The 14,096-nt window shown below is 53.0% G+C and carries 8 protein-coding genes, 4 tRNA genes and 3 rRNA genes; 13 read left to right on the top strand and 2 right to left on the bottom strand.

All coding sequences use genetic code 11. From position 1 onward, the window contains the following. The first annotated feature begins 346 nt into the window (after window positions 1-346). From WH298_RS08865 to WH298_RS08835, 7 genes are all read left to right on the top strand, one after another. Window positions 347-1,888: ribosomal RNA gene (locus tag WH298_RS08865) — 16S ribosomal RNA — on the top strand. Between the two features lie 73 nt (window positions 1,889-1,961). Beyond that, a tRNA-Ile gene (locus tag WH298_RS08860) sits at window positions 1,962-2,038 on the top strand. A 116-nt stretch (window positions 2,039-2,154) separates the two neighbouring features. Next, window positions 2,155-2,230: transfer RNA gene (locus WH298_RS08855), tRNA-Ala, on the top strand. Window positions 2,231-2,432: 202 nt separating this feature from the next. Continuing rightward, window positions 2,433-5,339: ribosomal RNA gene (locus tag WH298_RS08850) — 23S ribosomal RNA — on the top strand. 100 nt (window positions 5,340-5,439) lie between these two features. Continuing rightward, window positions 5,440-5,555 (top strand): 5S ribosomal RNA (gene rrf, locus WH298_RS08845). Together the 16S, 23S and 5S rRNA genes with 4 tRNA genes alongside form the textbook arrangement of a ribosomal RNA operon. 102 nt (window positions 5,556-5,657) lie before the next feature. Then, window positions 5,658-5,734 (top strand) — tRNA-Asp (locus WH298_RS08840). 8 nt (window positions 5,735-5,742) lie between these two features. After that, a tRNA-Trp gene (locus tag WH298_RS08835) sits at window positions 5,743-5,818 on the top strand. A 106-nt stretch (window positions 5,819-5,924) separates the two neighbouring features. Here the strand turns inward: WH298_RS08835 and hdfR are convergent. Next, window positions 5,925-6,746 (bottom strand): HTH-type transcriptional regulator HdfR, encoded by an 822-nt coding sequence (gene hdfR / locus WH298_RS08830; RefSeq protein WP_007888807.1) that lies wholly within the window; start codon window positions 6,744-6,746, stop codon window positions 5,925-5,927. 121 nt (window positions 6,747-6,867) lie between these two features. On the opposite strand from hdfR, the gene WH298_RS08825 reads away from it, so the two are divergent. After that, entirely contained in the window at window positions 6,868-7,206 is a 339-nt protein-coding gene (locus tag WH298_RS08825; RefSeq protein WP_007888811.1) for a MaoP family protein, read from the top strand. A 29-nt stretch (window positions 7,207-7,235) separates the two neighbouring features. Here the strand turns inward: WH298_RS08825 and WH298_RS08820 are convergent, their stop codons facing one another. Then, complete coding sequence (locus WH298_RS08820) at window positions 7,236-8,756, bottom strand: YifB family Mg chelatase-like AAA ATPase (protein ID WP_007888812.1); 1,521 nt, start codon at window positions 8,754-8,756, stop codon at window positions 7,236-7,238. 328 nt (window positions 8,757-9,084) lie between these two features. Here WH298_RS08820 and ilvL point away from each other — a divergent pair, with 328 nt between their 5' ends. From ilvL to ilvD, 5 genes are all read left to right on the top strand, one after another. Next, complete coding sequence (gene ilvL / locus WH298_RS08815) at window positions 9,085-9,183, top strand: ilv operon leader peptide (protein WP_180822684.1); 99 nt, start codon at window positions 9,085-9,087, stop codon at window positions 9,181-9,183. Between the two features lie 149 nt (window positions 9,184-9,332). Next, on the top strand, window positions 9,333-10,979 hold the full coding sequence (gene ilvG, locus WH298_RS08810; RefSeq protein ID WP_180822683.1) for an acetolactate synthase 2 catalytic subunit: 1,647 nt from the start codon (window positions 9,333-9,335) through the stop codon (window positions 10,977-10,979). Then, on the top strand, window positions 10,976-11,233 hold the full coding sequence (ilvM, locus tag WH298_RS08805) for an acetolactate synthase 2 small subunit (RefSeq protein ID WP_007888814.1): 258 nt from the start codon (window positions 10,976-10,978) through the stop codon (window positions 11,231-11,233). Before ilvG ends, ilvM begins: the two co-directional genes overlap by 4 nt. Before the next feature lie 19 nt (window positions 11,234-11,252). Continuing rightward, a complete protein-coding gene (locus tag WH298_RS08800; protein ID WP_007888821.1) occupies window positions 11,253-12,182 on the top strand; it encodes a branched-chain amino acid transaminase in 930 nt (309 codons plus the stop codon). 62 nt (window positions 12,183-12,244) lie between these two features. After that, window positions 12,245-14,095, top strand: a complete 1,851-nt coding sequence (gene ilvD, locus WH298_RS08795) for a dihydroxy-acid dehydratase (RefSeq protein WP_180822682.1) — start codon at window positions 12,245-12,247, stop codon at window positions 14,093-14,095. The last annotated feature ends 1 nt before the right edge of the window (window position 14,096 follow it).

Genomic DNA, 14,096 nt, shown 5'->3' with positions numbered 1-14,096 from the left:
CTTGTCAGCTCCGAAGAAATCCCTATACTGCGCCTCCACTGACACGGAACAACGGCTTACGAAGCGATGTGTTCAGGAGGTGGTCTTCAAGGCAACCTTCAGAAAAGCAAAAATAAATGCTTGACTGAGAATGCGGAAAGCGTAATATACGCATCCCGCGCCGCTAGAGAAATTGCGGCACTGCTCTTTAACAATTTATCAGACAATCTGTGTGGGCACTCGCAGGATTGATATCAGCGTCTCCGGACGTAAAAAAATATCAAGTCTCACGAGTGAACACATAATGAAATTCATTATGACGTTTTACAGATGAGCATCGCTGCACTCGTTGCAGCAAATCAAACTTAAATTGAAGAGTTTGATCATGGCTCAGATTGAACGCTGGCGGCAGGCCTAACACATGCAAGTCGGACGGTAGCACAGAGGAGCTTGCTCCTTGGGTGACGAGTGGCGGACGGGTGAGTAATGTCTGGGAAACTGCCCGATGGAGGGGGATAACTACTGGAAACGGTAGCTAATACCGCATAACGTCGCAAGACCAAAGTGGGGGACCTTCGGGCCTCACACCATCGGATGTGCCCAGATGGGATTAGCTAGTAGGTGGGGTAATGGCTCACCTAGGCGACGATCCCTAGCTGGTCTGAGAGGATGACCAGCCACACTGGAACTGAGACACGGTCCAGACTCCTACGGGAGGCAGCAGTGGGGAATATTGCACAATGGGCGCAAGCCTGATGCAGCCATGCCGCGTGTATGAAGAAGGCCTTCGGGTTGTAAAGTACTTTCAGCGGGGAGGAAGGCGGTGAGGTTAATAACCTCACCGATTGACGTTACCCGCAGAAGAAGCACCGGCTAACTCCGTGCCAGCAGCCGCGGTAATACGGAGGGTGCAAGCGTTAATCGGAATTACTGGGCGTAAAGCGCACGCAGGCGGTCTGTCAAGTCGGATGTGAAATCCCCGGGCTTAACCTGGGAACTGCATTCGAAACTGGCAGGCTAGAGTCTCGTAGAGGGGGGTAGAATTCCAGGTGTAGCGGTGAAATGCGTAGAGATCTGGAGGAATACCGGTGGCGAAGGCGGCCCCCTGGACGAAGACTGACGCTCAGGTGCGAAAGCGTGGGGAGCAAACAGGATTAGATACCCTGGTAGTCCACGCCGTAAACGATGTCGACTTGGAGGTTGTTCCCTTGAGGAGTGGCTTCCGGAGCTAACGCGTTAAGTCGACCGCCTGGGGAGTACGGCCGCAAGGTTAAAACTCAAATGAATTGACGGGGGCCCGCACAAGCGGTGGAGCATGTGGTTTAATTCGATGCAACGCGAAGAACCTTACCTACTCTTGACATCCAGCGAACTTAGCAGAGATGCTTTGGTGCCTTCGGGAACGCTGAGACAGGTGCTGCATGGCTGTCGTCAGCTCGTGTTGTGAAATGTTGGGTTAAGTCCCGCAACGAGCGCAACCCTTATCCTTTGTTGCCAGCGGTCCGGCCGGGAACTCAAAGGAGACTGCCAGTGATAAACTGGAGGAAGGTGGGGATGACGTCAAGTCATCATGGCCCTTACGAGTAGGGCTACACACGTGCTACAATGGCGCATACAAAGAGAAGCGACCTCGCGAGAGCAAGCGGACCTCATAAAGTGCGTCGTAGTCCGGATCGGAGTCTGCAACTCGACTCCGTGAAGTCGGAATCGCTAGTAATCGTAGATCAGAATGCTACGGTGAATACGTTCCCGGGCCTTGTACACACCGCCCGTCACACCATGGGAGTGGGTTGCAAAAGAAGTAGGTAGCTTAACCTTCGGGAGGGCGCTTACCACTTTGTGATTCATGACTGGGGTGAAGTCGTAACAAGGTAACCGTAGGGGAACCTGCGGTTGGATCACCTCCTTACCTGAAGATACCTTCCCGCGAAGTGCTCACACAGATTGTCTGATGAAATTAAAGAAGAGCGTAAAACGCCTGCAGGCTTGTAGCTCAGGTGGTTAGAGCGCACCCCTGATAAGGGTGAGGTCGGTGGTTCAAGTCCACTCAGGCCTACCAAATTCTTCCCGTTTCTGCGTTGTGCCGACAGCTCGCATACTTCAGTATGCTTCGTGTCGTCACGCCTTGAACCTGAAAGAATTCTCCTGGTAAGCGAGCGTTTTACAAAACTCTATGGGGCTATAGCTCAGCTGGGAGAGCGCCTGCCTTGCACGCAGGAGGTCAGCGGTTCGATCCCGCTTAGCTCCACCATCAACGACCCCACGTTGATAACTAACTTCAGAATGTATCCTCGGGTGCATTGCGAAGTTATTGCTCTTTAACAATCCGGAACAAGCTGAAAATTGAAACGACGCGTCGTTTTCATTCTCCGTAATAGGAATGAAATCACGATGCGTTCGAGTCTCTCAAATGCTTACAGTCCCGAGCGTTGCAAAACGCCTGTGGGTTGTGAGGTTAAGCGACTAAGCGTACACGGTGGATGCCCTGGCAGTCAGAGGCGATGAAGGACGTGCTAATCTGCGTAAAGCGTCGGTAAGGTGATATGAACCGCTACAGCCGACGATGTCCGAATGGGGAAACCCGGTGCACTCAGTGCATCATCGCAACATGAATACATAGTGTTGCGAGGCGAACCTGGGGAACTGAAACATCTAAGTACCCAGAGGAAAAGAAATCAACCGAGATTCCCCCAGTAGCGGCGAGCGAACGGGGAACAGCCCAGAACCTGAATCAGTTTGTGCGTTAGTGGAAGCGTCTGGAAAGTCGCACGACACCGGGTGATAGTCCCGTACACGAAAGTGCACAGATTGTGAGTTCGAAGAGTAGGGCGGGACACGTGGTATCCTGTCTGAATATGGGGGGACCATCCTCCAAGGCTAAATACTCCTGACTGACCGATAGTGAACCAGTACCGTGAGGGAAAGGCGAAAAGAACCCCGGCGAGGGGAGTGAAACAGAACCTGAAACCGTGTACGTACAAGCAGTGGGAGCCTCATTTATGGGGTGACTGCGTACCTTTTGTATAATGGGTCAGCGACTTATATTCTGTAGCAAGGTTAACCGTATAGGGGAGCCGCAGGGAAACCGAGTCTTAACTGGGCGTTAAGTTGCAGGGTATAGACCCGAAACCCGGTGATCTAGCCATGGGCAGGTTGAAGGTTGGGTAACACTAACTGGAGGACCGAACCGACTAATGTTGAAAAATTAGCGGATGACTTGTGGCTGGGGGTGAAAGGCCAATCAAACCGGGAGATAGCTGGTTCTCCCCGAAAGCTATTTAGGTAGCGCCTCGTGAACTCATCTCCGGGGGTAGAGCACTGTTTCGGCTAGGGGGCCATCCCGGCTTACCAACCCGATGCAAACTGCGAATACCGGAGAATGTTATCACGGGAGACACACGGCGGGTGCTAACGTCCGTCGTGAAGAGGGAAACAACCCAGACCGCCAGCTAAGGTCCCAAAGTCATGGTTAAGTGGGAAACGATGTGGGAAGGCACAGACAGCCAGGATGTTGGCTTAGAAGCAGCCATCATTTAAAGAAAGCGTAATAGCTCACTGGTCGAGTCGGCCTGCGCGGAAGATGTAACGGGGCTAAACCATGCACCGAAGCTGCGGCAGCGACGCGTATGCGTTGTTGGGTAGGGGAGCGTTCTGTAAGCCGTCGAAGGTGTGCTGTGAGGCATGCTGGAGGTATCAGAAGTGCGAATGCTGACATAAGTAACGATAAAGCGGGTGAAAAGCCCGCTCGCCGGAAGACCAAGGGTTCCTGTTCAACGTTAATCGGAGCAGGGTGAGTCGACCCCTAAGGCGAGGCTGAAAAGCGTAGTCGATGGGAAGCAGGTTAATATTCCTGCACTTGGTGTTACTGCGAAGGGGGGACGGAGAAGGCTAGGTTATCCGGGCGACGGTTGTCCCGGTTTAAGCGTGTAGGCTGACACCTTTGGTAAATCCGGGGTGTCTTAAGGCTGAGGCGTGACGACGAGCCACCACGGTGGTGAAGTAACTGATGCCCTGCTTCCAGGAAAAGCCTCTAAGCTCCAGGTAACACGAAATCGTACCCCAAACCGACACAGGTGGTCAGGTAGAGAATACCAAGGCGCTTGAGAGAACTCGGGTGAAGGAACTAGGCAAAATGGTGCCGTAACTTCGGGAGAAGGCACGCTGGCGCGTAGGTGAAGGGACTTGCTCCCCGAGCCGAAGCCAGTCGAAGATACCAGCTGGCTGCAACTGTTTATTAAAAACACAGCACTGTGCAAACACGAAAGTGGACGTATACGGTGTGACGCCTGCCCGGTGCCGGAAGGTTAATTGATGGGGTTATCCGCAAGGAGAAGCTCTTGATCGAAGCCCCGGTAAACGGCGGCCGTAACTATAACGGTCCTAAGGTAGCGAAATTCCTTGTCGGGTAAGTTCCGACCTGCACGAATGGCGTAATGATGGCCAGGCTGTCTCCACCCGAGACTCAGTGAAATTGAAATCGCTGTGAAGATGCAGTGTACCCGCGGCAAGACGGAAAGACCCCGTGAACCTTTACTATAGCTTGACACTGAACATTGAGCCTTGATGTGTAGGATAGGTGGGAGGCTTTGAAGCGTGGACGCCAGTCTGCGTGGAGCCAACCTTGAAATACCACCCTTTAATGTTTGATGTTCTAACGTAGGCCCGTGATCCGGGCTGCGGACAGTGTCTGGTGGGTAGTTTGACTGGGGCGGTCTCCTCCCAAAGAGTAACGGAGGAGCACGAAGGTTGGCTAATCCTGGTCGGACATCAGGAGGTTAGTGCAATGGCATAAGCCAGCTTGACTGCGAGAGTGACGGCTCGAGCAGGTGCGAAAGCAGGTCATAGTGATCCGGTGGTTCTGAATGGAAGGGCCATCGCTCAACGGATAAAAGGTACTCCGGGGATAACAGGCTGATACCGCCCAAGAGTTCATATCGACGGCGGTGTTTGGCACCTCGATGTCGGCTCATCACATCCTGGGGCCGAAGTAGGTCCCAAGGGTACGGCTGTTCGCCGTTTCACGTGGTACGCGAGCTGGGTTTAGAACGTCGTGAGACAGTTCGGTCCCTATCTGCCGTGGGCGCTGGAGAATTGAGGGGGGTTGCTCCTAGTACGAGAGGACCGGAGTGAACGCACCACTGGTGTTCGGGTTGTCATGCCAATGGCACTGCCCGGTAGCTAAGTGCGGAAAAGATAAGTGCTGAAAGCATCTAAGCACGAAACTTGCCCCGAGATGAGTTCTCCCTGACTCCTTGAGAGTCCTGAAGGGACGTTGAAGACTACGACGTTGATAGGCCGGGTGTGTAAGCGCAGCGATGCGTTGAGCTAACCGGTACTAATGACCCGTGAGGCTTAACCTTACAACGCCAGAGGCGTTTTGGTCTGAGAGACCGGATTTTCAGCTTGTTCACGGACTGGTTTGCGGCGCCTGTGAGGGCTTCGCGAACGAAACAGAATTTGCCTGGCGGCTTTAGCGCGGTGGTCCCACCTGACCCCATGCCGAACTCAGAAGTGAAACGCCGTAGCGCCGATGGTAGTGTGGGGTCTCCCCATGCGAGAGTAGGGAACTGCCAGGCATCAATTTAAGATCCGTTATCGGATCGTGACCTTCCCGGTGACGCGGAAAGGGCGAAACACCTGAAATCAGAACGATTTTCTGATGTCAGTACAGAATCGGTGGAGCGGTAGTTCAGTTGGTTAGAATACCTGCCTGTCACGCAGGGGGTCGCGGGTTCGAGCCCCGTCCGTTCCGCCACCCTAATTAGGGGCGTAGTTCAATTGGTAGAGCACCGGTCTCCAAAACCGGGTGTTGGGGGTTCGAGTCCCTCCGCCCCTGCCAGAAAATAATCCTTTGCTTCGGCAAAGGATTTTTTTTGTCCAAAATTTAGCAGTGAAATGAGTTTGAGTTTCACTGTGATCCACTCAAACTCTCCTCATTTATTATCTTATGGTGCCAATACCGGATATTTAAGCAGCTGGCGGATGTGACTCTGCTGATCGCTATTCTGCAGCCACACCGCATATAACGGTCGCACAGCGACTGGTGTATCTGGAATAACCATCAAATCACTATAAATTCCGTGCCAGAAATCAGGTAAAAATGCACACGCACCCGTAGTATGCAGTAATTCACGCGTAACATGTGCTGATGTAGTGGTTAATACTGGAACATCATCGCTGGATAGATAACTTTCATGTTGATGAAAATCCGCGCCCCATTCCAGCTTAATGTAATCATACTTTTCACGCTTCTCAGTTTTCCGCGCTCGGAATAATGCGAGCGAGATATGGCCAATCTGCTGACTGGTTAACTCATCCATCTTTGGTGCTTCGGTGGTAATCAACAAGTCCAACTGACGTTCATGTAATTGCTTAACCAATAGATGTCGTTGGGCAATCCGTGCTTCAAGATGAAGGCTCTCTCTGTTCTCATAAAGTGTTTGTAACCAAGGAGTTAAATAGGCTTCCCAAAGGGATGCGCTGCCTCCTATTGAAAGCTCGTGATGCTGCTGTGTGTGCGAAACTTCCTTTTTAGCCATCAACCACGTACTCATCAAGCTTTCGGCATAGGGTAATAAACGCTCACCTGCCGAAGTCAGCCGGATGTTATTACGGTGACGAGTAAAAAGATTAACGCCCAGCTGATTCTCCAGCTGACGAATGCGAAAACTAACGGCAGATTGCGTGAGGTAAAGCGCTTCAGCAGCACGCCCGAAATGACGCGTTCTGCTCACTTCGAGGAAAGTTTTCAGTAATTCCGTATCCACTGCATTCTCCCAAAAATTGTTTGTCGTACTGATTTAAATGTTTTGTTTTACACTCTGTCAAGCCTATCTAATACTCCGCGCCATAAATAGCACGGCCATATGAGAGTCAGGAGCGTGTAAAATGGCGGATAGCTTCGCAACAACGAATCGTTTCTTTGATAACAAACATTACCCACGTGGTTTTTCGCGTCATGGTGATTTCACCATTAAAGAAGCTCAGCTTCTGGAGCGCCACGGTTACGCCTTTAATGAACTGGATCTCGCTAAGCGTGAACCCACTACAGAAGAAGAGCGTTCATTTTTAGAAGTATGTCGTGGTCTTCGTGAGCCGCAAACGGAAGCTGAACGCGTATGGTCGAAATATACCGCACGTATCAAGCGCCCTAAGCGTTTCCACACGTTGTCTGGCGGGAAGCCGCAGATGGACACCGTGGAAGATTTCAGCGATAGCGATGATTAAAATAGCGGGGCTTAAATAAGCCCCGTTTTTTATTCCAGATTTTTATGTAGATAGATCATTAAGCGGTCAATGCTGCGATAACCCACCGCTTCCTGCAAATGATCCCGCTGAATCGACTCTTCTCCTGCTAAGTCAGCAATTGTTCTCGCCACTTTTAGAATCCGCTGCCATGCACGCACTGAAAGTCCCAACGAATTCAATACCCCTTCCAGCCATTCAGCATCCTGCTGCTTTAACGGGCACCAGCGTAAAATCTCGGGGTTAGAGAGGTGAGCATTCACCTTGCCACTACGCGCTGTTTGGATCTCACGGGCCACAAGGACGCGACTCAAAACCTCAGCGCTGCTTTCGCTGACCTGATGTTTCTTACTTAACGATCCGCTCGGGAGAAGAGGGACTTCCAGCGAGAGATCAAAGCGGTCAAGAAAAGGTCCTGAAAGGCGATTGAGATAGCGCAAGACCTGTTGTGGAGAAGAGCGATTGTGGTTGCCCTGATAATGCCCGGTGGGGCTAGGATTCATTGCACCAATTAATTGAAAGCGCGCTGGATAGGTCACTTTAGCGCGGGTACGCGAAATAGCAATCTCACCTGACTCAATGGGTTCGCGTAACGCATCCAGCGTTTTGCGCTCAAACTCCGGCAGTTCATCAAGGAACAACACGCCGTTGTGCGCCAAAGAGATTTCTCCCGGGCGTGGTAGTGAACCGCCACCCACTAGCGCATACAATGAAGCACTGTGGTGAGGCGCTCTGAACGGCCGTTTACGCCACTGTTGATGCAGATTGCCACTGCTGACCAGACTGGCGATAGCGGCGCACTCCAGCGCTTCCTGGTCGTCTAACGGCGGCATGATTCCCGGCAGACGCGTCGCCAGCATCGTCTTACCGGTGCCCGGCGGTCCAATGAGTAATAGATTATGCCCACCCGCAGCTGTAATCTCGAGCGCCCGCCGGCCTTGATCCTGACCAATGATATCGCTGAGGTCTTGCTTCCCCTGCTCAATCGTATCGGGTTGATAGTGGGCGACAGTCAATGTTGTTTGGTTATGTAGAAAGGCGCAGATTTCGACCAGATGTTTGCCAACCAACGTCTCGCCTTGCTGAATCAATCCTACATCCTGTTGATTCTGTTCAGCTAACACCATTTGTCGGCCTGCTTGCAATGCTGCCATGGCTGCCGGAATAGCAGCCTGAACGCCACAGAGCGCGCCGTTGAGGGCTAACTCGCCCAGGAACTCATATTGCGCCAGTTTTGCGTCAGGAAGCTGCTCAGAGGCCGCCAGAATCGCGATAGCGATTGGTAGGTCATAGCGTCCGCCTTCTTTAGGGAGATCGGCAGGTGCAAGATTAATGGTGACGCGTTTCGCCGGGAAGGTGAATCCACTGTTGATAATCGCACTGCGCACCCGTTCTCTGGCTTCTTTAACCGTGGTTTCGGGCAGGCCAACCAATGTTAGGGCGGGTAAGCCATTACTGATATGTACTTCCACCGTCACCAGCGGAGCCTGCACACCCAGCGCTGCCCGCGTTAATACTTTTGATAAAGACATAACAGCTCCTTGTTGCCTTTATCATCTGTGCCCTAATGTGGTCGATCAAATACCAACGCGACATTTCCAGACCTCGACTCCTTACGTTCAGCAATAGTTGCAGTTGTTTCGCTGTAATTCGGAACCGCCTCTCAAACCACAAATGAAAATTACGCCGCGTGCGTAATGAATATTTATCACAAATGTAAATAACCTTTTACTTACAATGTGATAACGGACAGGCGCCAAAGTCGCTATAAAAAAATCCCATGAAAATTATTGTCAACATCATGCTAACTATGGTAACTCTGTAGGTATTACTTCGAACAATCGAAAAAACAAATTACACATGAAAGCCCTTCTACAAGTGATTAGCCTAGTCGTGATTAGCGTGGTGGTGATTATTATCCCACGGTGCGGGGCATCGCTTGGAGAAAGAAAGGCTTAAAAATCAAGTCTGGAATTCCAAAAACCCCCGCACCGAAAGGTCCGGGGGTTTTTTTTTAACCAGACGAAATATCAGCGAATCAGCGAGGAACAGATTATGAGCAGTAGCATAAAATTCTGTTGTTCCCCAAGGAATACAGGAGAATAACCATGACAGGTGCACAGTGGGTAGTTCAGGCTTTACGCGCGCAGAGTGTCGATACAGTGTTTGGCTATCCTGGCGGCGCAATCATGCCAGTGTATGACGCGCTCTACGATGGCGGCGTGGAACACCTACTGTGCCGTCATGAGCAAGGTGCGGTGATGGCGGCAATTGGTTATGCCCGCGCAACCGGGAAGACTGGCGTATGTATTGCGACTTCGGGCCCAGGTGCCACCAACCTGATTACAGGGCTGGCGGATGCGATGATGGATTCAATCCCAGTTGTGGCGATCACCGGTCAGGTCTCTTCCGCCTTCATCGGTACCGACGCCTTCCAGGAAATCGATGTTCTCGGTTTGTCGTTAGCTTGTACCAAGCACAGTTTCCTCGTTGAATCCCTTGATGATTTACCTTCTGTAATGGCCGAAGCCTTCGCCATTGCCCAGGCTGGCCGCCCTGGCCCGGTGCTGGTCGATATCCCGAAAGACATTCAGGTCGCCAATGGCGAACTGACGCCGCACCTGCTGCCAGTGGAAGAAGAAGTGAGCCATTCTGCGCAGCATATCGCGGAGGCGCGAGCCTTAATGGCGCAGTCCCACAAACCGATGTTGTATATCGGTGGTGGCGTAGGAATGGCGCAGGCGGTTCCAGCACTGCGCGCCATGGCGCAGGAAACGGGTATTCCGATGGTTTCCACCCTGAAAGGTCTCGGCAGCGCGGATGCCAGCAGCGATCTTTATCTGGGTATGCTGGGCATGCACGGCACCAAAGCCGCCAACCTCGCCGTGCAATCCTGTGATTTGCTGATTGCAGTGGGCGCGCGCTTTGACGACCGCGTCACCGGCAAGCTGGATACTTTTGCACCTCATGCCAGCGTCATTCACATCGATATCGATCCTGCCGAGCTGAACAAACTGCGTCGTGCACATGTCTCGTTGCAGGGCGATATGAATCAGGTGTTGCCTGCGCTCAGCATGCCGCTGCAGATTGATGGCTGGCGCAAAGAAGTGAGCGCGATGAAAAGCGAATTCGACTGGCGTTATGATCATCCAGGCGAAGCGATTTACGCGCCGTTGCTGCTGAAGCAGTTGTCCGATCGTAAAGCAGATAGCGCCGTGGTGACCACCGATGTGGGCCAGCACCAGATGTGGGCCGCTCAGCACATGAGCTTCACCGCCCCAGAAAACTTCATTACCTCTAGCGGCCTCGGCACCATGGGCTTTGGTCTGCCGGCGGCGATCGGTGCGCAAGTGGCGCGTCCTAAAGATACGGTAATCTGCGTGTCCGGCGATGGCTCAATCATGATGAACATTCAGGAGCTGGGCACCATCAAGCGCGGCAAGTTACCGGTGAAAATCCTGCTGTTGGATAACCAACGTCTGGGCATGGTGCGCCAGTGGCAGCAATTGTTCTTTGATGGTCGCTATAGCGAAACCATTCTTACCGATAATCCCGATTTCCTCACGCTGGCCAGCGCCTTTGATATTCCGGGCCAGCGCATTAGCCGTAAAGATCAGGTCGACGCCGCCCTCGATGCTCTGCTGAACAGTGAAGGTCCTTACTTCCTGCATGTTTCGATAGATGAGCATGAAAACGTCTGGCCATTGGTACCACCGGGTGCCAGCAACGCAAACATGATGGAGAGAACCGCATGAATCAGCATCAATTGTCTATCGAAGCCCGCTTTCGTCCTGAAATATTGGAGCGCATTTTGCGTGTCGTGCGTCACCGCGGCTTCCAGGTGTGTGCGATGAATATGGCCTCCGCGGTCAATGCCGGGAACATTAATATCGAAATGACCGTTGCCAGCCAACGCTCTGTCGATTTACTGTCTTCGCAGTTAAGCAAACTTATGGATGTCGCTTGCGTCGAGATCCAACAACAGACAACACAACAAATCCGCGCTTAGTCGCCAAAGGAAAAAAGCAATGAGTACGAAGAAAGCAGACTTTATTTGGTTCAATGGGGAGATGGTTAAGTGGGAAGACGCCAAGGTTAGCGTGATGTCTCATGCACTGCATTACGGTACTTCTGTGTTTGAAGGCGTGCGTTGCTACGACTCACACAAAGGCCCAGTGGTGTTCCGTCACCGTGAGCACATGAAGCGTCTGCATGAATCCGCCAAAATTTATCGTTTCCCGATTAAAGCCAGCGTTGATGAACTGATGGAAGCGTGCCGCGAAGTGATCCGCGTGAATAAACTGAAAAGCGCTTATATCCGTCCGCTGGCCTTTGTGGGTGACGTGGGTCTGGGTGTGAACCCGCCAGATGGCTACACCACCGATGTAATCATCGCCGCCTTCCCATGGGGTGCTTACCTGGGCGCTGAAGCGCTGGAAAACGGCATCGACGCGATGGTTTCTTCGTGGAACCGCGTGGCACCAAACACCTTGCCGACCGCCGCAAAAGCGGGTGGTAACTATCTCTCCTCTCTGCTGGTGGGTAGCGAAGCACGTCGCCACGGCTATCAGGAAGGTATCGCCCTCGACACCAACGGCTATATTTCAGAAGGTGCTGGCGAAAACTTGTTCGAAGTGAAAGATGGCATTCTGTTCACGCCACCGTTCACCTCTTCAGCGCTGCCGGGCATCACGCGTGACGCCATCATCAAGCTGGCGCAAGACATGGGTATCGAAGTGCGTGAGCAGGTGCTGTCGCGCGAATCCCTGTATCTGGCAGACGAAGTGTTCATGTCTGGTACTGCAGCGGAGATCACTCCGGTGCGCAGCGTCGACGGCATTCAGGTCGGCGAAGGTAAACGTGGTCCGGTCACCGGTCGTATCCAGAAGGCATTCTTTGGCCTGTTTACTGGCGAAACGGAAGACAAGTGGGGCTGGTTGGATCCGGTTAACGCATAACGCGCTTTTTTGCGGGTGTCAGATGACGCCCGCAACCTTATTATTACTGGAGTAAATAGAGCATGCCTAAGTACCGTTCCGCCACCACCACCCATGGACGTAACATGGCCGGTGCCCGTGCCCTGTGGCGCGCGACAGGAATGACCGACGACGATTTCGGCAAGCCGATTATCGCCGTGGTCAACTCATTCACCCAATTCGTACCGGGCCACGTGCACCTGCGCGATCTAGGCAAACTGGTTGCCGAGGAGATCGAAGCAGCAGGCGGTGTGGCTAAAGAGTTCAATACCATTGCGGTGGATGATGGTATCGCCATGGGTCATGGCGGCATGCTGTATTCACTGCCTTCACGTGAGCTAATTGCCGATTCAGTGGAGTACATGGTTAACGCGCACTGTGCTGACGCCATGGTCTGTATCTCCAACTGCGACAAAATCACCCCGGGCATGCTGATGGCGGCACTGCGCCTCAACATTCCGGTGATCTTTGTCTCTGGCGGCCCGATGGAAGCCGGTAAAACCAAACTGTCCGATCAAATCATCAAGCTGGATCTGGTGGACGCAATGATTCAGGGTGCCAACCCGAACGTCAGCGATGCCGACAGCGATCAGATCGAACGTTCCGCTTGCCCAACCTGCGGTTCCTGTTCCGGGATGTTCACCGCTAACTCCATGAACTGTCTGACTGAAGCGCTGGGCTTGTCGCAGCCGGGTAACGGTTCACTGTTGGCAACCCACGCCGATCGTAAAGAGCTGTTCATTAATGCCGGTAAGCGCATTGTTAGCCTGACCAAACGCTATTACGAGCAGGATGACGACAACATGCTGCCGCGTAACATCGCCACCAAGGCGGCGTTCGAGAATGCGATGACGCTGGATATCGCCATGGGCGGTTCCACCAATACCGTTCTGCACCTGCTGGCAGCAGCGCTGGAAGGCGAAATCGACTTCAATATCTCTGATATCGATCGCTTGTCTCGTAAAGTGCCTCAGCTGTGTAAAGTGGCGCCAAGTACGCCGAAATATCATATGGAAGATGTGCACCGCGCGGGTGGCGTTATCGCCATTCTCGGTGAGCTGGATCGTGCCGGTCTGATCGACACCAGCGCGCGCAACATTCTGCAGCAGAGCATGCGTGAAACCCTCGATCAGTACGACATCATGCTGACCAAAGATCAGGCCGTGAAGGATATGTTCCGCGCCGGTCCTGCCGGTATTCGTACCACCAAGGCATTTTCGCAGAATTGCCGTTGGGACACGCTGGATGACGATCGCAGCGAAGGTTGTATTCGTACGCGCGAGCACGCTTACTCACAAGATGGCGGCCTGGCAGTCCTTTACGGCAATATTGCAGAAGATGGCTGTATCGTAAAAACCGCCGGCGTAGACAAAGAGATCCTCACCTTCACAGGCCCGGCCAAAGTGTACGAAAGCCAGGACGATGCGGTTGAAGCGATTCTTGGCGGCAAAGTGGTGGCCGGTGACGTGGTGGTTATCCGCTACGAAGGGCCGAAAGGCGGGCCGGGCATGCAGGAAATGCTCTATCCAACCACCTATCTCAAATCGATGGGCCTCGGCAAAAGCTGTGCATTGATCACCGATGGTCGTTTCTCTGGTGGCACCTCCGGTTTGTCGATTGGTCACGCCTCTCCGGAAGCGGCGAGCGGCGGCACCATTGCGCTGGTGAAAGATGGCGACATGATTGAAATCGATATCCCGAACCGTGGCATCAAGCTGGCGGTGGCGGATAACGAACTGCATGCCCGTCGTGAAGAAGAGCAGGCGCGTGGCGAAGCGGCCTATACGCCGCACGGCCGTGTGCGTGAAGTCTCCTTTGCCCTGCGCGCCTATGCATCACTGGCGACCAGCGCTGACAAAGGCGCGGTGCGCGATAAGTCCAAGCTGGGAGGCTAAC

The organism is Pantoea nemavictus (assembly GCF_037479095.1).
GTDB lineage: Bacteria > Pseudomonadota > Gammaproteobacteria > Enterobacterales > Enterobacteriaceae > Pantoea > Pantoea nemavictus.
This window is presented reverse-complemented; position numbering and strand designations above follow the sequence as displayed.

Coding starts and splice junctions, on each gene's coding strand:
- ilvM (WP_007888814.1), top strand. CDS start 10,976: ATGAATCAGCATCAATTGTCTATCGAAGCCCGCTTTCGTCCTGAAATA.
- ilvG (WP_180822683.1), top strand. CDS start 9,333: ATGACAGGTGCACAGTGGGTAGTTCAGGCTTTACGCGCGCAGAGTGTC.
- ilvD (WP_180822682.1), top strand. CDS start 12,245: ATGCCTAAGTACCGTTCCGCCACCACCACCCATGGACGTAACATGGCC.
- WH298_RS08800 (WP_007888821.1), top strand. CDS start 11,253: ATGAGTACGAAGAAAGCAGACTTTATTTGGTTCAATGGGGAGATGGTT.
- WH298_RS08820 (WP_007888812.1), bottom strand. CDS start 8,756: ATGTCTTTATCAAAAGTATTAACGCGGGCAGCGCTGGGTGTGCAGGCT.
- WH298_RS08825 (WP_007888811.1), top strand. CDS start 6,868: ATGGCGGATAGCTTCGCAACAACGAATCGTTTCTTTGATAACAAACAT.
- ilvL (WP_180822684.1), top strand. CDS start 9,085: ATGAAAGCCCTTCTACAAGTGATTAGCCTAGTCGTGATTAGCGTGGTG.